The following is a 21,944-nucleotide window of genomic DNA, read 5'->3' as shown; positions in this document are numbered from 1 at the left end:
GCGCTGAGAAGTCAGCAAGCCAATGAACTGGGGTTATTAGAAGCAAGTAATTTGCTTGTATTGGTAATGCATTATGAAACCCTTCACAGCGGCAATTATTGGGCTTTGAGAGCCTCCAGAACACAGGTAAGCCCTATCGTGAAGCAAAAGGTCCTGTAGGATACGCGCTAGGGATCGGGAAGCGGGGACTCGCGGGCAGCGGTGCTGCGGGGACGGGGCTTGCGGGCAGCGCAGTGGCTCCTTCACAGGCGGCACGCAAGGGGCCGGACACTTGCCCGGCCCCGATAACCACAGAGTAAGCGAGTGAGCTTCCTCTGGTTTTGCGGCTCGAGACTACTCGACGATAGCGCCATCCTCCAAGGTCGCGTAGCCGCCGACGAACACGTCGGTGGCGCGGCCCTTGAGCTCTTCGCCGATGAAGCCGGAGTTCGTGGCCTTCGAGAGGAAATCCGCAGCATCGACCGTCCACTCGGCTTCAGGATCGATGACCGTGAGGTCGGCCGTGCATCCGGCCTCAAGCGCTACGCGATCGACGCGCAGAATCGCGCGCGGGTTCACGCTCATGAGCTCGATGGCACGCCCCCAAGAAAGATGCCCGGGGTCCACGAGGTTCGTAAGGATGAGCGCAAGCGAGGTTTCGAGGCCGATCATGCCGAACGGGGCGATCTCGAACTCGCAGTTCTTCTCCCATGCGGTGTGCGGCGCGTGATCGGTCACGATGGCGTCGATGGTGCCGTCGATGACGCCGTCGATGAGCGCGTTGCAATCCTCGGGCGTACGCAAGGGCGGGTTCACTTTGAGGAAGGTGTTGTAGTCGTCGCCGATGGCCCACTCGTTCAAGAACAGATGGTGCGGCGTCACCTCGCAGGTTACCGGCAGCCCCTCTTCCTTTGCAGCGCGCACAAGATCGAGGCCTTGCGTCGTCGTAAGGTGCTGGATGTGCAACGGGCAGCCCGTCAGGCGGCAGAGTGCGATATCGCGGGCGATCTGGATTTCCTCGCCCTCGGCGGGCCATCCGAGCATGCCGAGGCGAGTCGAAACTACGCCCTCGTTCACCTGGCCCTCGCCCACGAGCGCCTCGTCCTGGCAGTGGCTCATGATGGGTCGGTCGAACATGCTCGCGTAATCCATGACGCGGCGCATCATGCCCGCATCCTGCACGCCGCGTCCGTCGTCGGTGAACGCCACCGCGCCGTGGGCGACCATGTCGCCCATCTCGGAGAGCGTCTCGCCCTTGAGCCCCTGGCTGCAGGCTCCGGCAACATGCACGCGGCATTTTCCGACCGCGTTCGCACGCGCCTGGATGAACTCAACGGCGGTCGCGTTGTCGGTCACCGGCTTAGTGTTGGGCATGCAGCACACCGCCGTGAAGCCTCCGTGGGCCGCAGCCCTCGTTCCGCTCGCAATGTCTTCCTTCTGTTCCTGGCCGGGTTCGCGCAGGTGCACGTGCATATCCACGAGTCCGGGCACGACGATCTTGCCCGAGAGGTCCTTCTCGATGCCCTTCTCGATGGAAAGGTTCTGTCCGATTTCCACGATCGCACCGTCGCGGACGATCATGTCGGCAACTTCATCGAGTCCGATCTGCGGATCGATCAAACGCGCGTTCTTAAGCAGTAAGGCCATCTTCGCTCCCCCCGAGTAGTAGGTATAATGCGGCCATGCGAGTGAGAATGCCCGCATAGACCTGATCGAGAATGACCGACCGGTTCGGATAGTCAGCCATGTAGCTGTCGAGTTCGACGCCGCGGTTGATGGGACCGGGATGACAGATGATCGCATCGGGCTTCATGAGCGGCTCGCGCTCCTTGGTGAGGCCGAAGAGTCGGTTGTATTCGCGCAAGGAGGGGTACGGCGCTCCCTCGAGGCGCTCGCGCTGAATGCGCAGCATGTAGACCACATCGAGTTCGGGCAACGCCTCATCGAGGTTCGAAGTCACGTGATCGGCTCCGAGCACGTCGGGACGGGCCGGCATGAGCGTCGGCGGCGCGATGACGGTCACTTCGCATCCCATGATCTTGAGAGCGGGGATAAGGCTTCCGCACACGCGCGAGTGGCCGATATCGCCCACGACGCCCACTTTGAGCCCGGAAAGATCTCCTTTCGCCTCCCATATCGAGTAGAGGTCGAGCATGGCCTGGGTGGGATGCTGGTGCTTGCCGTCGCCCGCGTCGATCACGTGCGCACCCGAAACGTCGGCGATGAGCCGCGGAACACCCGCATGCTTGTCACGCACGATGACCATGTCGATCTTGTAGGAGCACAGCGTCTCGATCGTGTCGACGAGGCTTTCGCCCTTCACCGCCGAGGTGGACGAACCGCCGAAGTTCAGACTGTCGCAGGAAAGACGCTTCTCGGCTATCTCGAACGACGAACGCGTACGGGTCGAAGGCTCGTTGAACATGTTCACGACCGTGAAGCCTTTGAGCGTGGGAACCTTCTTGATCTTGCGTTCGTTGACCTCCTTGAACTTAACAGCGGTCTCAAGAAGCAGCATGATGTCATCGGCAGAATATTCCGTGATGTCGATAAGGTGCTTGTGGGAAAACGCCATCCTATTCACCTCCCAAAGGTGCAGAGCCCGCGCGCGAGCCCGGTTCGATTTCCAATATCTCGACCGCCGAGATGCCGTCGACCTCTTCGAGGAACAGCCGCACGTTCTCATCGGCCGCCGAGGGAACGTTCTTGCCCACGAAATCGGCGCGGATGGGAAGTTCGCGATGGCCGCGGTCGACGAGCACCGCGAGCTGGACGGTTGCCGGGCGGCCGAGGTCCATGATGGCGTCGAGCGCGGCTCTGATGGTACGGCCGGTGTAGAGCACGTCATCGACCAGCACGACGTCCTTGCCGTCGATGTTGAACAGGATGTCGGTCGCGTGCACCTCAGGCGAAAGGTGCGTCATGAAGTCGTCGCGGTAGAAGCTGATGTCGAGTTTGCCGAGCGGCACCTTCGCACCCTCGATCTCCTCGATCTTTTCGGCGAGCTTCTTGGCCAAAAGATCGCCACGGGTCACGATGCCCACGATAGCGATGTTTCCCGCTCCCTTGTTGTGTTCGAGAATCTGATGCGCGATGCGCGTGAGCGATCGCTCGATCTCGTCCGCATCCATGCATACGGATTTGACGTTGCCGGTGTCTTTCATACACACTCCTTACTTCTCTCGAGTGCGTACAGACTGACCATTCGGCTCTCGTCGGCTGGGGTTCCCCGCCGCGCCGGTTTGGGACGTGCCCGAAACCGTGTGCCCGCCTGCGCCAAGGCATAAAAAATGCCTCTGCGACAGACAAAGGCTTCCGAGTTGCTGGCTGCGTATGTGATGTGATGCAGCTTGCAAGCCTTGTCGGTCTCTCTGTACCGCTTTTAAAGGACTAGAGCGCAGTATATGCGCTTTGGAGCTGCTTTGTAACCCCTTTATGCATATTTTTCTGAAAAATATGCAGTATTGGCCGGCTGTGTACCGCAGTGCGCGATGCGGTCGTGGCGGGAAAGCACGCGCATGCGGCCGCCCCGGCAGTGGGAAACGAGCGTGACGCCGAGGCTTTCGGCGCGCCGCACGGCTTCATCGGTCGCCGACTTGCGCGATACGAGCACCGGGCAGCCGCCGCGGTGGGCTTTGAGCGCCATCTCCGCGCTGATGCGCCCCGTGATGAACAGCGCTTTGTCGCGCACATCGATGCGATCGAGCCATGCCTGGCCGATGAGCTTGTCCATCGCGTTATGGCGGCCGATGTCCTCGCGCACGAGCAGAAGCCCGTCCGCGCCCGGCTCGCCGAGACCGCAGCCGTGAACGCACTCCCCCGTATTGCGGCGCGGACTGCGCTCGCACAGCTCGTCCATACACGCGAGCAGCGCATCGGCATCGAAGCGGGACTCGGTCGAAAGCGCCCGGGGCGAAGCGATCGCCGAAGTGCTCCGCAGAAGCGCTGACTGAGCGCACCCCGACGAGGTGACGCGATGGAGCGGCACGTAGCCTGCTTCGGCGCTTTCACCGCTTTGCACGTACACTTCGGCTCCCGCCTCGTCTACTTCGACGTGCAGAAGCTGGTCGCGGTCGAAGATAAGGCCTTCGGAAAGCAGGTAGCCGACGGCGAGCTCCGAGAGCCCATAGGGGCTTCCCTGGCTTACCGCCACCGGCGTTTCGTTGAGGTATATCCTGATAGGACGTTCCTCGGTTTCGCTCGGCGCCGCGCACGTGCGCGGCAGATATTCGACAACAGCCACCTTGGCCTCCTTTCGCTTCAGCGCGCGCTACGCTTCGTCCTGCACAGCCAAGTCTGCCGCCACCGCGTCGAGCGGTGCCGTGACGACATCTTCAACCTCGTAGGAAAACGGTGCGAGCGAATCCTCTTGGTACACAGTGCGGATATAGCCGCCGCACTCATCGCACAGGGCAAGCCGATGCGCCGCGTCGCCCTCGATGCTCGTATAGTGCAAGCGACCTTGGTTGCGGGTGCCGCATCGGGCGCACCGAACACGATCGAACGGCCATGTTGTTCCGCACTGGGCGCACCAGAGTTCTTTTCCGCGGCCCTGAACGCCGTCGGTATCGCCGATCCGCGCCAGGGCCGGATCGCCACCACACACCGGACAGCTGAGCGTATGGGCGTCACCCGCCCCGATGCGGCGAAGCCCTTCGGACGCTTTACGAGCCGGCCCGTCGATCAACGCCCGCACGGCGAGCATCGCCGCGATGACACCCACGTGGACGGCCTGCTCGTCTGCGCCCTCGACTGCAAGCGCATCCGCGAACGCTTCTGCGAACGCTGCGGGATCGCTCCCGGCACGCGTCGCCGAGGCATCCCGAGCAGCCCGCTCCCACGGCCCTGTCCTCAGCGCCGATGAAAGCTCTTCGGTAAATCCACCGTGTTCGGCCATCGAATCCGCGATCGAGCCGATGGCCGAGGCAAGCTCTTCCTCGGATACGGGTGCGGGCGCAAGCGCGAACACGGCGACACCCTTCGATATGGCATCGCGCAGCACGGCTTCGTCGGGAGTTTGGTACCCTTGAGAAAGGGAGGCCTTCGCGATGCGGTCCTGCTCTTCCCACAGCGTGCGGAAAAACGCGAGCCGCGTGCGCCCGGTTTCGTCGAGGGTGTCCTGATACGCGGTAATCGCCGCGTCGATCTGCTTGAGATTCATGCTCATTGCGTCCTTTACTCAAAGTTCCGCCGCGCGGGCACTCGAGAATCGCCGTATGCCCGCGCGGTCACATCGCGCGCCCCGGGATCCGGCCAAACCGTCCCGAGGCGCGCTTCGGTCAAAGGCTTTACGCCTTCTTCTCGACGATTCTTTCGCCGCTTTCAATCTCTTCACGCGCCCAATGTCCCCAGTGGTACAGGGCGTCGGATTCCGACACCATGCCGTCGCCGAACATGAGCTTCGCCGTGCCGCGGTACGGTTGGAAGATGCCCGCGCCCAAGAAGATATGCGCAAGTCCGAAAATGCAGATCATCAGAAATCCGATGTCGTGCAGGAACAAAACCACGCCATGCGCGCCGCCGAGGTCGACTACGGTCGTCCCGAGCAGCAGGATCACGCCCGTCACACCCATAAGCGCTCCGAACAGCCACAGCATGCCGTCGGCGAAACGCTGGCCGCTCTTGAGCTCGTGCTGGTCGGGCATGTGGATCCACTTCGCCATGAACAAGTACGGGAAGAAAAGCATCATCCATTTCTTATCGTCCGAATCCCAGCGCTCGAACAGGTTCTTGAATACATGCACCACGCCCTTCGGTGCCATGATGGCGCTGATAAGCGGTACGGCGACGAAGATCACGCCGAGCACGCGATGCGACATGCGGATGGCGAACACCGTATCGGCGCCCACCGCCTGCGCAAGCGCCGGCACAAACACGAACAGACCCGAAATGCACAGCAGTATGCAGGCGATGATGGTCACGCCGTGAGTGATGCGCGCCTGCAGGGAGTGGCGCTTGATGTAGCGCTCGGTTCCCTTCGCTTTCATGGTCTCCAGAAACGCCTTGTTCTGGGCGGCCTCCTGCGCCGAAACTGCAACTGGTCCCTTATTCATCGTTGCCCCCCTTCTTTCCCGGAAGGTTTTCGAAGATGTGCTCCTTGACCGATTCGGTGTCCTGGCCGTCGCCGTGCTTCACGACCTGCCCGGTTTCGGCATCGATCGTATCTTTGGTATCGGCGTTGTAGACGACCTTGTTGCGCTTGTAGCCGATGCCGAGCGCGAACATGGCGGCAAGGCCTACCACGGTCACGCCGGTGCCGACCGCGGTGATCGGCTTCATGATCTGGGTCAGTGCAACCGTTGGGCTCACCTGCGGATCCTCGATCTGGCCGTGCGCAGCCACACCGTACTTGAGCACTTGGATCACATGCAGACCGCCCACTTCGTTCTCGCCGTAGACGACGGCATTGTCGTATCCGCGACCCTTGAGAACCTCGACCCGCTCCTTCGCAAGCGCGATCATCTCGTCGCGGTCGCCGAACTTGAGGGCCTCGGGCTGGCACGTGCTCACGCATGCGGGCGCCCTGCCCTGCTCGATACGGTCGACGCATCCCGTGCATTTGTTGATGACGGTTTTCTGCCCGAGCGGCCCGGTCGCGCGGTAGCGAGGCACGTCGAACGGGCACGCCGTCGAGCAGTATTGGCAGCCGACGCACTTCGAATCGTCGACGGTGACAAGCCCCGTCTCCTCGTGCTTGAAAATGGCGCCTGCCGGGCACATGGTCGCGCAGGGCGCATCGGTGCAGTGCTGGCAGGAGCGGCGCCCGAACGCCCACATGACGCCCTTGCTGCCGCCCGCCTCTTCGCTGAAGGATACGAGGATGCGCGTATCGCCGCTCAGATCCATCGGGCTTTGGTAGGACCCCGTCGAGGGATTGCCGTTCAGCTCGATCGACGAAGGCAGCTCGTTCCAGGTCTTGCACGCCACTTGGCATCCGCGGCATGCGGTGCACCGGGAGGTGTCGAAGAATATCGCTTTATCGCTCATGGTTCACCACCCTACGCTTTCTCGATGTCGACGAGGAACGCCTTGTACTCGGGAACCCAGCAGTTCGGGTCGCCCACGTTCGGCGGAAGGTCGTTCACGATATCGCCCGTGGCGTATTCGCCCGCCCAGCCGAAGTGATGCGTCATACCCACCTGATGCACTATTTCGCCGTTCACAGTGAAAGGCTTGAAGCGCGGCGTCACGAGTGCCGTGACCATAACGGAGCCGCGGTTGTTGAATACGCGCACCGTATCGCCGTTTTCGATGCCCTTCTCCGCAGCAAGCTCGAGCGACACTTCGACGAATTGCTCGGGCATGGCCTCGTTGAGCGCCGGGCAGCTGCGCGTCTGGCCGCCAGTCTGCCAGTGCTCGGTCACCGAATACGTGGTCACAGCGATCGGATACTGCGAACGGTCGCCCCTCTTCACCGAATCGAACTCGGCGAAACGGACACACGGCGAGTTCTGCCGGCCGTTGATGTGGTTCTCGGCAGGCGATTCGAACGGCTCGTAGTGCTCGGGCAAAGGCCCGTCGCCCATGCCGTAGCTCTCAAGACGCGCGCTTTGCTCCCAGAGCATGAAGAAAGCCTTGTCGTTGGGAGGCACAGGCACGCCGTTCGCGGTCGCCACGAAGTCGGCGACGTCGACCTGATCCCACTTCTCGCCCGTCCATTCGACGAGTTTTCTCTCGGGATTCCACGGCTTGCCTTCGAGGTCTGCCGAAGCGCGGTTGTAGATGATACGGCGGTTGAGCGGCCAGGCGAACGCCCATTTGGGATGCAGGGCGAGTCCCGAGGGGTCCTCCGCATCGCGGCTGCCGATGGCCTGTTCGGCCGGATCGAGCGGTGCTTCCTTATTCGCCCAGAATCCCGTGTAGATCCACATGCCGCAGGCGGTGGAGCCGTCGGCTTGCAGGTTCGCGAACGTGCTCAAAAAATCAACCTCGGCGCGCTCGAAATCGGTGCCCTCGATGGTGTAGCCGTTGAGCGCCCACGCCACCGGGCGCGGATCGATCTTGCCGTCGACGTAGTAATCCCATTTCGTGTTGAGAATGGGCTCGGGAGCCACGCCGCCCTTTTCGTACTCGGCGACGATGGCTTTCCACAGGATGTCGCAGATCTCGTAGTCGGGCTTCGCCTCGTCCCACGGCTCGACGGCCTGGTAGCGCCACTGGAGCCAGCGGCCGGAGTTCAGAATCGTTCCGGGCTTTTCGAAGATGAGCGCGGCGGGAAGGAAGTACACGGTCGTGTTCACTTCGGCCGGATTCATATCCGGGGCTTTCCAGAAGCAGGCGGATTCCGTCTCCACCCAGTCGGCAACGACGAGCCAGTCGAGGTTGGCCATGGCACGGCGGACGCTCGATGCGTTCGGGGCCGAGTGGCACGGGTTCATGCCCCAGTTGAAGTAGCCCTTGATGAGCCCTTGGCTCATGAGCTCGAAGGAGCCGATGATCGAATAGTCGGGCGATTTCGGAACCTTCGGCCACCAATCGTAGCCGTAATCGTTCTCGACCGTAGCCGCGTCTCCGAACCATTCTTTCAGTGCGGATACGATGAACTTCGGCTTGTTGGTGTAGTAGCCGTCGGAATACGTCTCCTTCTCGAACCAAGCGCGCAGAGACGGGGTTCCGTACTCGGTCGGCCAGTTGAGGTAACCCGGCTGGTTCGCCACGAGCATGCCCATGTCGGTCGCGCCCTGCACGTTCGGCTCGCCGCGCAGCGCGTTCACGCCGCCGCCTGCGACGCCGACGTTGCCGAGTAGAAGCTGCAGGATGCCCATCGAACGGCAGTTTTGGGCGCCGTAGGTGTGCTGCGTCTGACCGAGCGCGTAGAGGATCGTGCCCGATTTCTCGGGAGCGCCCGTCGAGGCGTACACCGCATACACTTTCTCGAGCAGATCTTTGTCCATGCCGCAGATGCTCGACACCGTGTCGAGATCGTAGCGGGAGTAGTGCTTTTTGAGCTGCTGGAACACGCACATCGGATCCTCGAGCGTCATATCGCGCTTCGGAACCTCTTTTTTCGGAGGCGTGAAGGCCGGAACGCCTTCTTTGGCAACCCACGCGTAAGCGCCGCCTTCGGAGGTATCCCACTCCGATTCGGATTCCACCTGGTAGTGCCAGGTATCGTTTTTGTACGTGGCTGTAGCCTCGTCGAAGCCCGAGAAGATGCCCTCGTTCACGTCGAACGAGTACTGCTCGTCGAGCAGGAAGGATGCGTTCGTGTAGTTGAGCACGTACTCGTGCTGCCACAGGTCGTTTTCGAGGATGTAGTTGAACATGCCGCCGTAGAAGGCGATGTCGGTGCCCGAGCGTATCGGGCAGTAGATGTCGGCCATCTCGGCCGAACGGGTGTAGCGGGGATCGACGACGATCCACGTCGCACCGTTATCGAGCGCCTTTTGCACCCATTTCGAAGAAACGGGATGGTTTTCGACGTTGTTAGAGCCGATCGTCATGAGGACGTCGGCGTTTTTGAGATCGCAGTAGTGGTTCGTCATCGAACCGCGACCGAAGGTTGCTGCCAGACCGGCAACGGTGGGGCTGTGTCAAACACGCGCCTGGTTGTCGATCGCAATCACACCGAGCGAGCGCATCATCTTGTTGATGAGGTACTCTTCCTCGGAGTTCTGCTGCGATCCGCCCAGGCTCGCGATGCCGTGGCAGCGGTTGACCGTAAGATCGCCCGCCTTCTCTTCGAAGGTCTCGTCGCGCGTTTTCTTGACCCACTGCGCGATTTCGGTTGCCGCATCGTCCCATGAGATGTCCTCCCATGCGCTTGCGCCGGGACGTCGAACCATGGGTTTGGTCTTGCGGTTCGTGTTCTTCATGATTTCGCGCGTTGCGGGATCCACGATGTTTCGAAGCTGCGACATGGTCGCGCCCTTCGGGCACAGGCCGCCCTGGTTGATCGGATGATCCGGATCGCCTTCGAGGTTTACCAGCTCCCCGTCGCGCACCGAGCAGATGACGCCGCATCCCCCCGAGCAGTAACAGCAGATATTGGTGTATTCCTCGGTGTTTACGAGCTTCCAGCCCGCTTCCGGCTCGGCGGCGAGAGCCTCCGACCGGGAGGACAACTCAAACGCCATGCTCGTAGCGAGCGCAGCGCCGGTAGCTTTGAAAAAGCCCCTGCGTGAGAGATTCATGTCCTCGATCTCCTTCCTTCCGTTTCCAAAAAAAGCGCTTTTTGGGCCGCGTCTTGGCAATGCGTTCGAGGGCATGGAAGATACGCATCGCGAAGCTGCACGGCCCGACCCGTCGGGGCCGCCCGACGGTGCCCTACGCCGTCCGGCTTTTTGATCGTACCATTGGTTTCGGCGCGGCTGCCGCCCAAGATACCCGACTTCCTTGCTTGCGTTTCGGCGAGCGGCTTTTTCGCCCTGAACACCCGCGCGGGAGCGGTCGCTTTCTTCCTGCAAGCGGCACGGATTTCGGGCAAATCCGGCGATTGCAAGCTTGTTTGCACTCCCTGCATCGGTAAACGGCGCGAGGTAGGGTATTACCCTATTTCGACGGTCGGTCGTTCCTTTCGGCGAACAGCTCTGTTCGGCCTGGGCACAAGGACTGGTATACTGGTTGAAATTATGCACCGAGTACGGTGGCACGGCATGTGCGCATCACGGAGGAAGGAGGCCCATGGACGAGTTCGAACGCATCAAGCTCACGAAGCTCACCTCGAAGGGCGGTTGAGCCGCCAAGTGGGGTCCGGGCGACCTCGACGACATTCTGCGCTCCCTTGTTCCGGGGGCTGACGAGCACATGCTGCTCGGGTTCGAGACGAGCGACGATGCCGCCGTATGGCTCATAGACGACGAGCGCGCAGCGGTCTTCACCGCCGATTTCTTCACGCCCATCGTCGACGACCCTTACGAGTTCGGCCGCATCGCGGCCGCGAATGCGCTTTCGGATGTATTCGCCATGGGCGCGAAGCCGCATGTCGCACTCAACCTCCTTGCACTCGACTGTGCGCTCGGCTCATCCGTCGCATCGGAAATCCTGCACGGCGGCGCCGATGCGGTGCGCGAAGCGGGCGCGGTTGTGGCAGGCGGCCACACCATCGACGATGCCGAGCCCAAATACGGCCTCGCCGTGTTCGGCACCGCGCCGGCCGATCGCATCCTGCGCAACGCCGGCGCGAAGCCAGGCGATGCACTCTACCTCACGAAGCCCCTCGGAACGGGAATCCTAGTCTCGGCACACGCCTGCGAGCTCGACGACGAAAACGCCTACCGCGCCGCCGTGGCATCGATGTCCGAGCTCAATGCAAGCGGCGCCGAAGCGTGCCTTAGTGCGAAAGCCCGCGCAGCGACCGACGTGACTGGCTTCGGACTCGCAGGCCACCTCCACGAGATGCTCGACGCGAGCGGATGCTCCGCCGTGCTCGACTTCGAGAAGCTTCCTTTGTTCGACGGGGTATGGGAGCTCGCGAAAGCGTACTGCAGGCCAAACCGCGCATTCGCCATCATGGACGAAGCGATCGCGTATGTTTCGCAGGGGCGACTCGACGACGAAGAATTCGACAACCGCCTCGCCGTCATCTGCGACCCGCAAACCTCGGGAGGCCTGCTCTGCTCGATTCCGCCCGAGAACGCCGAGACCTTCGAACGGGAGTACCTCGAGCGCGCGGGACGGCGCCCTTCGCGGATCGGAACCGTCGTCGAGGGAGCTCGGGGGTCCGTTTCGTTTTCGGCGTGATACCGTACTGGTATACTGCGGACAGAAGCGCACCCCGCAATTCGAGAAAGGCACGTCCATGGCGCAACCGCCGAATACCGATCTTCTCCGCTCGCTTCCCCAGATCGAGGAAGTGCTGCGCGATCCGCAGCTGAAAGCGCTCGAGGCGCTCATGCCGCGAAGCGTGCTCGCCGACTGCGCGCGCGAAGCCGTCGACAATGAGCGCAACGCCATTCTCACCGGGTCGAGATCGAGCGTCGATGCGCAGGCCATCGCCGATGAAGCGTGCTCGTGTGCGCTTGCTAACCTGCGGCCCTCGCTGCGCCGCGTCATCAATGCCACGGGCGTCATCCTGCACACGAACCTCGGCCGCAGCGTGCTCGCCGACGAAGCCGTGCATGCCGTCGAAGAAGTAGCACGGGGCTATTCGACGCTCGAATACGATACCGCCGCGCTCGCGCGCGGCAGCCGTCACGATCATGTGGAGCGGTTGATCTGCGCCGTCACGGGAGCTGAGGCGGCTATCGCCGTCAACAACAACGCGGCGGCGGTCATGATGGTGCTCGTGGAGTTCGCTGCGGGACGCGAGGCGATCGTGTCGCGCGGCGAACTTGTCGAAATCGGCGGGTCGTTCCGCGTCCCCGACATCATGGCGCTTTCGCGCGCCGAAATGGTCGAGGTGGGCACGACGAACAAGACCCATGCCGCCGACTACGCGCGCGCCGTCGGACCCGACACCGCGATGTTGCTCAAAGTGCATCCCTCGAACTACCGCATCGTCGGCTTCTCCGAATCGGTTCCGGTACACGAGCTGCGCCGCATAGCCGACAGCGAGAACGCGGCGCGCCACAGCGAGGCCGGCCCCGCATCGGTGAACGAGGTGCTCGTATACGAAGATCAGGGCTCGGGCTCGCTCATCCGCCTCGACTGCTTCGGCTCCTACGCCGAGCCGACCGTCGCCGAATCGCTCAAAGCCGGCTGCGACCTCGTCTCGTTTTCGGGCGATAAGCTCTTGGGCGGACCGCAGGCGGGCATCGTTGTGGGCTCGCGCCGCCTGATCGAGCGGCTCAAGAAAAACCCGCTAGCCCGCGCGCTGCGTCTTGACAAGATGACGCTCGCCGCACTCGAGGCGACGCTGCGCATCTACCTCGACCCCGAACGTGCGCTTCGCGCTATCCCGACGTTGCGCATGCTCTCAGAACCGAGCGGCGCGGTGCAGGATCGTGCGGAAAACCTTGCACGCGCGATTACCGAGGCGATTCCCCAAGGGGCGGCCACCGTAGACGTCGTGGCCGAAACGGCACGTGCGGGCGGCGGCTCGCTTCCCTTGTGCGACATCGATTCCTTTGCGGTGCGCATCTCGTTTGAGCGGGGCAACGCGCAGGGCTGCGAGACATTCCTTGCAACGTCGCGCCGCGTGCCGATCATCGGCCGCATCAAGAAGGATGCCGTGCTGCTCGACGCACGCACCCTAACGCATGCCGACATCGCCGAGGTAGCCGCTGCGCTTCGCGCGTATTTCGACAGCCTCGATCCAGACGAGTCCTCCCCCCAAACGCACAGCATGCGCATACCGGGGGAAGGCCGATGAGCACCGAAGCATCACGAGATCTCGTACTCGGCACCGCAGGCCACATCGACCACGGCAAATCGTCGCTCGTGCGCGCGCTCACAGGCACCGACCCCGACAGGCTTATCGAAGAGAAGAAGCGCGGCATCACGATCGAGCTCGGTTTCGCACGCCTCGAGCTTCCGGGCGGAGACGCGCTCGGGGTCGTCGACGTACCGGGCCACGAGCGGTTCGTGCGGCAGATGATCGCCGGCGCCACCGGCATCGATCTGGCCCTCATATGCATCGCAGCCGACGACGGCATCATGCCGCAGACCGTCGAGCATCTCTCTGTGCTCGAGCTGCTCGGTATCAGCGCCGGCGTCATCGCGCTCACCAAGGCCGACCTCGTCGACGAGGAATGGCTCATCTTCATGGCAGACGAAGTGCGCGCGCGGCTGGCCGATTCGCCGTTTTCCGATGCGCCCATCGTGGCGGTATCGAGCCGTACCGGACGAGGCCTCGAAGAGCTGACAGAAGCGCTCGAACGCACCGCACGCGCAGCGCAGCATACGAAAACAGGCGGAACCGCACGGCTCCCGATCGACCGCGCGTTTACGATCAAAGGAGCCGGCACCGTAGTCACCGGCACGCTCTGGGCGGGAAGCTTCGCCGTCGGCGACGAAGTCGAGCTGCTTCCGAGCGGTCTGCGCACACGCATCCGCAGCATGCAGGTTCATGGCGAATCCGTCGAGCGGGCAGTCGCGGGGCATCGCACGGCCTTAAACCTCAACGCGGTGTCGACCGACGAGGTTCGCCCCGGCGATTTCGTCGCCCTGCCGAACAGCCTCTCGCCGACCGACCGTTTCGATGCCGACATCACCTACCTCGGTGCCCCCGGTGCCGCCAAGCCTCTGGAAAGCGGCACCCGCGTGCGCATTGCGCACGGTACGCGCGAGGTGACCGGCCGCGTTCTGTTCTTCGGAGACGCCGATTCGCTCGCAAGCGGAAACCGTGCCTTTGCGCAGGTGCGCCTCGACGAAGCATTGCCGGTTGCCTGGCGCGATCGGTTCGTCATGCGCTCGTTCTCCCCCGTCCATGTGATCGGGGGCGGCATGGTGCTCAGAGCGCATCCGCGCCGGACCACCGCCTTGAAACCCGATACCGAAGCGCTGCTCGATGCGCTGCGTGCGCAAGACGAGGGTGCCGTCGTCCGTGCCGCGTTCGCCCTCGAGACGCTACCCCAGACATCTGCCGACATCGCACATCGCTCGGGCGTCGACGAAGAGACGGCCCGAGCCGAACTCGACGCGCTCGTCCGCGAGGGCAAAGCCGTCCGCCTCGAAGGCCGAGCAGCTTTCTACACCACGAAACCCGCTTTGCAGCGACATCGGGCGGCCCTCGAGAACGCCCTCATGAAGTTTCATACCGAGAATCCGTCTGCAACGGGCATTGCGAAAGATGCGCTCAGGCAGCGCACCATGCCCCGCGCAGGCGAAGAAGCCTTCGACGCCGTGCTCGCCGATGCCGTCGTCGCGGGGGCGGCCATCGCAACGGGCGGCGAAGTCAGCCATCCGAGGGCGGGGGCGGGAGCCCAGAAAGCCCTCGAGGCTGCCGTAGACAACCTTAAGGCATCGCTTGCCGATGCGGGCACCGCGCCACCGAGCGTAAGCGACCTCGTCGCTGCGAGCGGCGTCGATCCGTCGCTCGCCCATCGCGCATTAGGCGAGCTCGAGAAGCGGGGATTCGCAAAGCGCATCGGCCAGGAATTCTCTTTCGACGCTTCGGCGCTTGCGCATCTCGAGGCAGCCGCACGCGAGCGCCTCGAAGCCGGCCCGGCAACCGCAGCCGATCTCAAGGAGGCGATGGGAACGAGCCGCAAGTACGCCATCCCCCTGCTCGAGTACTTCGACGCGCGGGGCATGACGCGCCGCGAAGGGGATTTGCGCTATCTGCGATGATCAGGTAAGAACATGGCGGAGATGCATGCGAATCGAACACATCCAAGACGTTCTGCGCGCCTCGCAACGGCTTTGAAGGCCGCGGGGCCCACCAGGACCCATCCATCTCCGCATAAGAGAACCGCGCCCTGAACGAGGCGCTTGATCATGATAGCGTAACCGCGGGCGGTTCCGAGCAGAATTCTGCAACGTTCCGCTTTCCTTTCGGGAACGGCATCCGCGTTTCCTCATGCCCCCGTGATCCGTACGTCTTTCTTCAGCACCTTGCGCATGATGAGGTAGTACAAAGCCCCGACGGCAACCCACGACACGCCGAGCAGCTTTGCGGGCAAGCTCAAGCTTATCCAGGTGTAGCCGATCACGGCGAAGCCGATTAGCGGGCATACTAGATGCAAAAACACTTTGCCGTCGCGTTTCTTGATGAAGAAATACCAGATAACCGTACCATGCAACACAAGGAAGGCCGAAAGCGCCCCGAAGTTCACGAACAGCGATATCGTATCGGTGCCGAATCTGCCGAGCACGAGCACCAGGACAAGCGATACGACACCGACGAACAGGGTCGCCACATACGGCGTCTTGTATTTCGGATGGACCTTCGCAAGCACATGGGGCAGGTTGCCGTCGCGCCCCATGGCGAACAAAATGCGCGATATGGCCGTTTGAGCTGCAAGCGCCGTGAAGATGCCCCATGAAAGCGCCGTAGCAAGCGCGCAGGTGATCGAAAGCGCCTTGCCGCCCGCCACCCCGGCGACGAGGTAGAAGGCGTTGTCCTGATCGTGTGCGAACACAGCACCGTCGGGGCTGATGCAACCTGCGATGTAGGTTTGCACAGCGAACAGCGTGCCTACGATAGCAAGCGAGACCATCATCGCACGACCGGGACCCCTGCGGGAATCTTTGGCTTCTTCAGCAAGCGTCGCTATGCCGTCGAATCCGAGAAACGACAGCACACCGAGGGAAACAGCAGCCATGACAAGGTTCGGATCGAACGTCTCGGCGTTGAATATCGGCTTGAGGGAGAACCCTTGCGAGGCGGGGTCGGTCATGAGCCAGTGCACGCCGAGCACCACGAACACGGCGAGGCAGAGTATCTCGAGCACAAGCGCGATGCGGTTTACGATCGAAGCGGTCTCGATGCCCCGCACGTTCACGAACGTATTGGCTACCACGAATACGACGCCGAATACCCAGGCAGGCACTTCGGGAACGATTCCGTGGAGCGCCGTCGACGAGACCACGTAGAGCAATACGGGACTCAAGATGTAATCGAGCATGAGAGCCCACCCGGTCAAAAAGCCAACACCGGGATTAATCGCCCTGCTCGCATACGCGTACACCGAACCCGAAACGGGAAACTCCCTGCCGAGCGAAGCGTAGGAGAGCGCCGTGAACGCCATGGCCAGCGTGCCGACGATGTACACGAGCGTCGGCATGCCGCCCGATTCGGTAAAGATGCCGCCGTAAATGCCGAACGGCGCAATGGGGACCATGAAGATGAGTCCGTACACGACCATATCGGAAACCGACATGACCTTCTTGAGTTGCGGTGCGCCCTTCGACGGCGCGACGGAATCTGCCGTCGCCGGTTTTCCTTGCATGACATTGGCCTCCTGCGGCAAGGCCGGGTACAGGGTGGTGGCTTGCCGTTCCCTACTTTACTCTTGGGAAGGAAGGCTATCGAGCACTGTCATTCGATGCTTGATATGCCGTTATCGTTTCGTTTCGCTACGTGTGCACCTGTTCGACGGTGCCGCAGGCTATTCGAACCACGCTTGATCGTCGGCGACCTCGCGGGTGAACACGCGCCCGAGGTTTTCGCGATCCTTGGCCTCGTGGTATTTGAACGCCATCGAACCGTCGGACAGTTCTCCGAGAATCTCGATCTTGCCCGTCACATGCGACATGCAGTAGCGAAACGACTTGCCGATACCGTTCTGGATCGCCTTCGCGCCCTCGATGATGCGGCAGCCTTCCTTGAGAGGTACTTGGAACTGGCTCTTCACGCCGGTAACGGGACGGCACTGAAACACGTAGTACGGCTCGGCCCCGATCGAGGTGAGCTTTTGCAGCAAGCTTCCCAAAACAGCCGGATCGTCGTTGATGCCGCGCAGAAGAACCGTCTGGTTACGCACGGGAATGCCTCGATCGAGAACAGCCCGCACCGCTGCCGCAGCTTCAGACGTGATCTCACGAGGATGGTCGAACTGCGTGACCATGAACAGCTGCTTTTTCTCACGGTATCGAGCGAGGATGCCGAGCAGATCGTCATCGGTGGTTATGCGCGAAGGAAGCGTCACCGGCACGCGTGTGGCAATGCGGATGAAATCGAGATGCGGGATATCGGTGAGCATCGATAGTATGGCTTCAATGCGCGCGTTGGAGTTCAGAAGCGCATCTCCCCCGCTCACAAGCACGTTGGTAATCTCGGGATGATCCATGAGGTACGAGCGCACCGCATCGAGGTCATGGGCTATGCCTTCGTCTGGCAAGCCGACAAGGCGCTTTCTGAAGCAATGTCGGCAGTACATCGCGCACTCGTTGGTCGAGAGCATCATCGCCGTTTCACGGTACTTATGCTGCAGCCCTACGACAACCGTGTTATCCGCCTCGCCCGACGTGTCGAGGCTTCCCGATGGATCGGCTTCGCGCAAGGAGGGAATGGCGAGCTTGCGAATGGGGTCGTCGGGGTCGTCGAAATCGATGAGCGAGAGGTAGTACGGGGGAACGGCCATGGGGGCATGATCGAGTATCTCGGCAATCTTTTCCTGTTCGCCTTCGTCGAACGTGATGTACGTCTGCAGATCTTCAAGCGTTCTAACGCATTCCCTCATTTCGTTTCGCCAGCTCAAATCGTTCTCCCTTCACCTCTTTGCGCGTCTTTTCAGACGGGACAGGCAGTGTTGAGTATGCAGGTATCCGTTCATGCGCGCTGCGCGTGCCGCTCGATATGTCTGCTGATGGATGCCGAACCGCCGAAGAGCGGTCATCCCGATGCTCAGAGCCTGTATAATCGAAAGCAATCCGCTTCCGAATAGAAACAATAACTGAAAAGGTATGGTATCACTGATCGCAGTAGCCACGAACCCCATCAGGGGAAAAGACTAAAAAATTCGCAATCGACTGCATAAACCTTAAGAAATGGCATCGCCCTTTTACAGCACTCAGGGGATCGTCATGATGAGCATGGCGGCAACGAACAAAGCTACGATACATGCGAAAAAGAACACGAGATCTTTCAAGAAGCTCGATTTCTCCAAGAACGGCACGAATCTTTTGAGCGGCCTTCTGTCTGAAACGACGTATAGGAGCGGAACGAAGAAGAGCATGAGCACAGACCCGTAAGTCAACGCCCGGCTGAGTAGCGAGTTTTCGGCGAATGCCGAAGTCGGATCCGGCGCAATCGTTATCCTGACCGCCGTAGCCACGAACAGCGCAAGCACTGCGAGCAAGAACACATCCCACGCAACGCCCAGGCCTTTCGGAATACGGGACAGAAAGCCGCCCGCCTTCCCTGCGCCCATGCGCGCCGCTTCCTCGCGCACCGCGCGACTTGGGACGTTTGAAGACTGCCCGTTGACGTATACCGGCTGCAAAACGGAAGGCTCCGCAAGCGGCGATACCGAACCGGCAACTTTCGCGAAGGCGTCCATCAGCGCTTCCACCGACTGGAACCGGTCCGCCGGATCGAGTTCGACCGCTCTCTCAATAACCTGCCTGAACCGCTCGGGTATGCACGGTGCGCTAAACGACGCTGCACGCGCCTTCGCATCCGGCGTCTTCTCCGTCAGACAGAAGTACAAAAGCATGCCGAGCGCGTACACGTCGCTTCGCTCATCGGTCTGCCCGAACCCGAATTGCTCGGGCGGCGCGTACGCTTTCGTACCGAACTGCTTCGTGTCCGCCTCTGCGCCCGCTTTGAAGGATCGTGCGATTCCGAAATCGATGACCGTCAAGCTGTCTTGCGAAACCATGATGTTCGACGGCTTGAGATCCCGGTGGATCAAAGGCGGCGAGAACGAGGTATGAAGCTCCCTGACCGCTTCGCATATGCGGGGAAACAGGTCGACCGCAAGCGCGATCGAGGGATCGCACCGATACACCACTTCCTGCAAGGTCTCGCCTTGCACGTATTCCATGACGACGATGCGCTCGTCTCCCGTCGAGTAGCACTCGACGAGACGCGGGATATACGAGAACCGCCGCCCGCTCTTCTGCGCATCGTAGAGGCTCTCATATGCCGAACCGAGGCTGCTTTCCGCTTGTATGCGTTTCCTTACAAAAGGACCTTGCTCAGATCCGTTTGCCCCGACGAAGTACACTTTCTCCGTTACTTCGTAGGGACTTTCCTTCATGACAACATCAACGCGATAGCAGTCATCGCGCTGAAGGGCATTGAGGTGTTCGGATAGCTCGTCGTAGGTCATGCAGAGTATCTTAGCAGATGGTCTCTTCGCCGAAGCGGTAGAGCTCCTCGTCGGTTTTCTGAAGGGAATAGCCCTTGTCCAAACAAAAGATTATGATCGCGTCGCGTCGGTTCTTGCAGTACAGCTCGTTCACTCCCGCCGCTTGCAGCAGGCGGTTCGATTCTGTAAGGGTAAGCCCCATCGCAAAGGCGAGCTGGAGAATCTTGTCGCGCGAAGCGTTTCTCTGGCCCATGAATATCTGATAACCGAATGTTTCGTTTATACCCGCCTCGCGCACCACAGCAGAACGAACAAGCCCCTTTTCGTCTAGAAGCTGCTGCAGGTATTCGGGAAGGTTGCGCTTGCCGATGCGGTGCTTGTCGGCAAATCGAAGCGGGTCGGGCGAGGCGAGCAGCTCTTGGAGGAGTTCTTCTGTTAAAGGTTCTTTCATTCGTCGCTTTCTTTTGCGGATCACCGATTGCTCCATTGTAGCGATTCGCCTTTCTGGGTACGAGCCGAATCGCCGTGCTTTGGCCAAAAAGAATAGTCGCCCAGTTTCGATAATGCTAGTCAAAACGAAACGCCATTTCATTAGCTCACGGCTAATGCCCGCAACGGAAAAATCGCGGGCATCCGCTCGCCTTTTATTAGCTGTCAGCTAATGAACAAGCGAGGCTGCTTCCCTATGATCGATCTATATCCTAACCGGATACAACAAGAGAGAGGACACTCACGTGAAAGCAAAGTACAGACTGATCGCTTTGTGCGCAGCCATTTGCATCATGGCGCTCGCACTCGCCGGTTGTTCGGGAGCCGACTCAGGCTCGAACGACGCATCTTCGGGAAGCCAGGATGCGGGTTCTTCGAGCTCGGCCGAGCAGAACAACGAACCGGCACAGCCCGAAGCACCCGCTGAAATCACTTTCGACACGCCGTTCGAATTCGATGGACTCACGATTACGCTGGGCTCCGGTATTCAGACAGCTACGTTGGAAAACCAATTCAGCGACCATGACGGAGCGACCGTCATCGCAATACCGATTTCGGTGACCAACAACTCCGATGAGACCAAAGGCCTCAACATGTTCTACTACAAAGCCTTCGGTCCGAGCGGAACGCAGCTCGAAGACGTATCGAGCTTCTTCTCTGATTCCAACATCGGTTTCGCAGGCGACGCACGACCGGGTGCAACCATCGAATCGACCATGCACGTCCTGTACGAGGACAACGGTGATTACTTCATCGTCTTCGACAACCTTATCAAAGACAAAGTCGAAGTGAAACTGCCGATCGCCCTCTAAGCAAACAGGTTGCGCATGCCCGCAAAACGAAAGCCGCCGAATCGATCGGCGGCTTTCGTTTTCCAAGGTTTCGATCTCCTAGAACGTGACCTCATCGGGATCGAGACCCGACATGCCGAACTGCTCGAGTTCGTTGATCTTGTGCATGTCCTCTTTGCTGATCTCGAATCCGAACACGTCGGCGTTCTCGCGGATACGCTCGGGCGTAAGCGATTTCGGCAGCGGGAGCGCACCGTTTTGCAGGATCCAGCGGATGCACAGCTGCGCCACCGTGACTCCGTAGTTGGCAGCTATCTCAAGCAAGCGGTCGTCATCGAGGACGCGCCCCGATCCGAGCGGCGACCACGCTTCGACGAGGATGCCGCTCAAATCGCAGAAATCCCTGGTTTCGGTCTCTGGGAAGCCGGGATGCATCTCGATCTGGTTCACCATCGGGTCGATTTCGCTTTCGCTCATGAGTGCTTCAAGGTGATGCGGTTTGAAGTTGCTTACGCCGATGGCTTTCACATAGCCGTCCTTGTAAAGCTTCTCGAACGCACGCCACGTTTCTGAATTGGTTTTCTGCCACTCATCCTCGGGACCGCGTGCGGCCGGCCAATGGATCAGATACAGGTCGAGGTAGTCGAGCCCGAGCTTCTTGAGCGACTGATCGAACGCCTTGAGCGCCGTATCGTAACCTCGCTCGCTGTTCCAGAGCTTGCTCGTTACGAATACTTCGCTTCGGGGGATCTCAAGGCCCTTGATGGCCTTCCCCACCGCTTCTTCGTTGTCGTAGGCGGCGGCAGTGTCGATATGGCGGTATCCGGCGTCGATGGCCACGTTGATGGCATCGATGGTCTTCTCATCGTTAGGGCTTTGCCACGTGCCGAATCCGATGCAGGGTATCTCGTATCCGTTGCGGAGTACGAAGGTATCGCGAGGGCTGTTCATAAGGTTCTCCCTTCGGTAGTTTGCTCCTGTTCATCATAGGCGCGCATGGGTGCTTTCCAGGAATTCGTCACGAGTTCGTAGCGGGGATGTCATAGAGCGTAGGGTTTCGGCATTTCCCTGTCGTCCTGCTGCAAGACGAAGAACGAACAAGCGGCGA

The 21,944-nt window shown here is 61.0% G+C and carries 17 protein-coding genes and 1 tRNA gene; 4 read left to right on the top strand and 14 right to left on the bottom strand.

Translation table 11 applies throughout. The features are described from left to right. Positions 1–333: 333 nt before the first annotated feature. The 8 genes from FJE54_RS11720 to FJE54_RS11685 form a co-directional block, all read right to left on the bottom strand. Positions 334–1,626, bottom strand: coding sequence for a dihydroorotase (locus tag FJE54_RS11720; protein ID WP_139652947.1), 1,293 nt, complete (start codon positions 1,624–1,626; stop codon positions 334–336). After that, positions 1,610–2,554, bottom strand: coding sequence for an aspartate carbamoyltransferase catalytic subunit (locus FJE54_RS11715; protein ID WP_139652946.1), 945 nt, complete (start codon positions 2,552–2,554; stop codon positions 1,610–1,612). Before FJE54_RS11715 ends, FJE54_RS11720 begins: the two co-directional genes overlap by 17 nt. Before the next feature lies 1 nt (position 2,555). Beyond that, a complete protein-coding gene (gene pyrR, locus FJE54_RS11710) occupies positions 2,556–3,143 on the bottom strand; it encodes a bifunctional pyr operon transcriptional regulator/uracil phosphoribosyltransferase PyrR (protein WP_139652945.1) in 588 nt (195 codons plus the stop codon). 269 nt (positions 3,144–3,412) lie between these two features. Next, complete coding sequence (fdhD, locus tag FJE54_RS11705) at positions 3,413–4,222, bottom strand: formate dehydrogenase accessory sulfurtransferase FdhD (RefSeq protein ID WP_255467412.1); 810 nt, start codon at positions 4,220–4,222, stop codon at positions 3,413–3,415. Between the two features lie 27 nt (positions 4,223–4,249). Further along, the gene (locus FJE54_RS11700) at positions 4,250–5,146 is read right to left on the bottom strand and encodes a formate dehydrogenase accessory protein FdhE (RefSeq protein WP_255467411.1); all 897 of its coding nucleotides are present in this window, start codon (positions 5,144–5,146) and stop codon (positions 4,250–4,252) included. 121 nt (positions 5,147–5,267) lie between these two features. Beyond that, positions 5,268–6,032, bottom strand: a complete 765-nt coding sequence (locus FJE54_RS11695; protein ID WP_139652944.1) for a cytochrome b/b6 domain-containing protein — start codon at positions 6,030–6,032, stop codon at positions 5,268–5,270. Then, the gene (locus FJE54_RS11690) at positions 6,025–6,966 is read right to left on the bottom strand and encodes a 4Fe-4S dicluster domain-containing protein (RefSeq protein ID WP_139652943.1); all 942 of its coding nucleotides are present in this window, start codon (positions 6,964–6,966) and stop codon (positions 6,025–6,027) included. Before FJE54_RS11690 ends, FJE54_RS11695 begins: the two co-directional genes overlap by 8 nt. Positions 6,967–6,977: 11 nt before the next feature. After that, on the bottom strand, positions 6,978–10,112 hold the full coding sequence (locus tag FJE54_RS11685) for a molybdopterin-dependent oxidoreductase (RefSeq protein ID WP_218971928.1): 3,135 nt from the start codon (positions 10,110–10,112) through the stop codon (positions 6,978–6,980). A 490-nt stretch (positions 10,113–10,602) separates the two neighbouring features. On the opposite strand from FJE54_RS11685, the gene selD reads away from it, so the two are divergent. The 3 genes from selD to selB are packed head-to-tail and all read left to right on the top strand — an operon-like array spanning position 10,603 to position 15,150. Continuing rightward, positions 10,603–11,661 carry a selenide, water dikinase SelD gene (gene selD / locus FJE54_RS11675; RefSeq protein WP_139652940.1) on the top strand — a complete coding sequence of 353 codons (1,059 nt, stop codon included), beginning with the start codon at positions 10,603–10,605 and terminating at the stop codon, positions 11,659–11,661. A gap of 58 nt (positions 11,662–11,719) precedes the next feature. Continuing rightward, on the top strand, positions 11,720–13,231 hold the full coding sequence (gene selA / locus FJE54_RS11670; RefSeq protein WP_139652939.1) for an L-seryl-tRNA(Sec) selenium transferase: 1,512 nt from the start codon (positions 11,720–11,722) through the stop codon (positions 13,229–13,231). Further along, a complete protein-coding gene (gene selB / locus FJE54_RS11665) occupies positions 13,228–15,150 on the top strand; it encodes a selenocysteine-specific translation elongation factor (RefSeq protein ID WP_139652938.1) in 1,923 nt (640 codons plus the stop codon). The genes selA and selB overlap by 4 nt, the downstream gene beginning before the upstream one ends. A 13-nt stretch (positions 15,151–15,163) precedes the next feature. On the opposite strand, the gene FJE54_RS16070 is transcribed toward selB, so the two are convergent. From FJE54_RS16070 to FJE54_RS11645, 5 genes are all read right to left on the bottom strand, one after another. Beyond that, positions 15,164–15,260: transfer RNA gene (locus tag FJE54_RS16070), tRNA-Sec, on the bottom strand. A gap of 117 nt (positions 15,261–15,377) precedes the next feature. Next, a complete protein-coding gene (locus FJE54_RS11660) occupies positions 15,378–16,751 on the bottom strand; it encodes an APC family permease (RefSeq protein ID WP_139652937.1) in 1,374 nt (457 codons plus the stop codon). A 159-nt stretch (positions 16,752–16,910) separates the two neighbouring features. Next, positions 16,911–18,002 (bottom strand): KamA family radical SAM protein, encoded by a 1,092-nt coding sequence (locus tag FJE54_RS11655; RefSeq protein WP_139652936.1) that lies wholly within the window; start codon positions 18,000–18,002, stop codon positions 16,911–16,913. 312 nt (positions 18,003–18,314) lie between these two features. Next, positions 18,315–19,577, bottom strand: a complete 1,263-nt coding sequence (locus FJE54_RS11650; RefSeq protein WP_139652935.1) for a serine/threonine protein kinase — start codon at positions 19,575–19,577, stop codon at positions 18,315–18,317. A 10-nt stretch (positions 19,578–19,587) separates the two neighbouring features. Beyond that, positions 19,588–20,007, bottom strand: coding sequence for a helix-turn-helix domain-containing protein (locus FJE54_RS11645; RefSeq protein WP_139652934.1), 420 nt, complete (start codon positions 20,005–20,007; stop codon positions 19,588–19,590). Between the two features lie 283 nt (positions 20,008–20,290). Here FJE54_RS11645 and FJE54_RS11640 point away from each other — a divergent pair, with 283 nt between their 5' ends. Next, on the top strand, positions 20,291–20,857 hold the full coding sequence (locus tag FJE54_RS11640; RefSeq protein ID WP_139652933.1) for a DUF4352 domain-containing protein: 567 nt from the start codon (positions 20,291–20,293) through the stop codon (positions 20,855–20,857). A 78-nt stretch (positions 20,858–20,935) separates the two neighbouring features. Here the strand turns inward: FJE54_RS11640 and FJE54_RS11635 are convergent, their stop codons facing one another. Beyond that, positions 20,936–21,787, bottom strand: coding sequence for an aldo/keto reductase (locus FJE54_RS11635; RefSeq protein ID WP_139652932.1), 852 nt, complete (start codon positions 21,785–21,787; stop codon positions 20,936–20,938). Positions 21,788–21,944 lie beyond the last annotated feature (157 nt).

Source organism: Raoultibacter phocaeensis (assembly GCF_901411515.1).
GTDB lineage: Bacteria > Actinomycetota > Coriobacteriia > Coriobacteriales > Eggerthellaceae > Raoultibacter > Raoultibacter phocaeensis.
The sequence above is the reverse complement of the archived record's forward strand: the minus strand, read 5'-3'. Positions and strand labels throughout refer to the sequence as shown.

What these genes read in the sequence shown, in the direction of transcription:
- FJE54_RS11720 (WP_139652947.1), bottom strand. Translation starts at nt 1,626, where the DNA reads ATGGCCTTACTGCTTAAGAACGCGCGTTTGATCGATCCGCAGATCGGA.
- FJE54_RS11715 (WP_139652946.1), bottom strand. Translation starts at nt 2,554, where the DNA reads ATGGCGTTTTCCCACAAGCACCTTATCGACATCACGGAATATTCTGCC.
- pyrR (WP_139652945.1), bottom strand. Translation starts at nt 3,143, where the DNA reads ATGAAAGACACCGGCAACGTCAAATCCGTATGCATGGATGCGGACGAG.
- FJE54_RS11700 (WP_255467411.1), bottom strand. Translation starts at nt 5,146, where the DNA reads ATGAGCATGAATCTCAAGCAGATCGACGCGGCGATTACCGCGTATCAG.
- FJE54_RS11695 (WP_139652944.1), bottom strand. Translation starts at nt 6,032, where the DNA reads ATGAATAAGGGACCAGTTGCAGTTTCGGCGCAGGAGGCCGCCCAGAAC.
- FJE54_RS11690 (WP_139652943.1), bottom strand. Translation starts at nt 6,966, where the DNA reads ATGAGCGATAAAGCGATATTCTTCGACACCTCCCGGTGCACCGCATGC.
- selA (WP_139652939.1), top strand. Translation starts at nt 11,720, where the DNA reads ATGGCGCAACCGCCGAATACCGATCTTCTCCGCTCGCTTCCCCAGATC.
- selB (WP_139652938.1), top strand. Translation starts at nt 13,228, where the DNA reads ATGAGCACCGAAGCATCACGAGATCTCGTACTCGGCACCGCAGGCCAC.
- FJE54_RS11660 (WP_139652937.1), bottom strand. Translation starts at nt 16,751, where the DNA reads ATGCAAGGAAAACCGGCGACGGCAGATTCCGTCGCGCCGTCGAAGGGC.
- FJE54_RS11650 (WP_139652935.1), bottom strand. Translation starts at nt 19,577, where the DNA reads ATGACCTACGACGAGCTATCCGAACACCTCAATGCCCTTCAGCGCGAT.
- FJE54_RS11645 (WP_139652934.1), bottom strand. Translation starts at nt 20,007, where the DNA reads ATGAAAGAACCTTTAACAGAAGAACTCCTCCAAGAGCTGCTCGCCTCG.
- FJE54_RS11635 (WP_139652932.1), bottom strand. Translation starts at nt 21,787, where the DNA reads ATGAACAGCCCTCGCGATACCTTCGTACTCCGCAACGGATACGAGATA.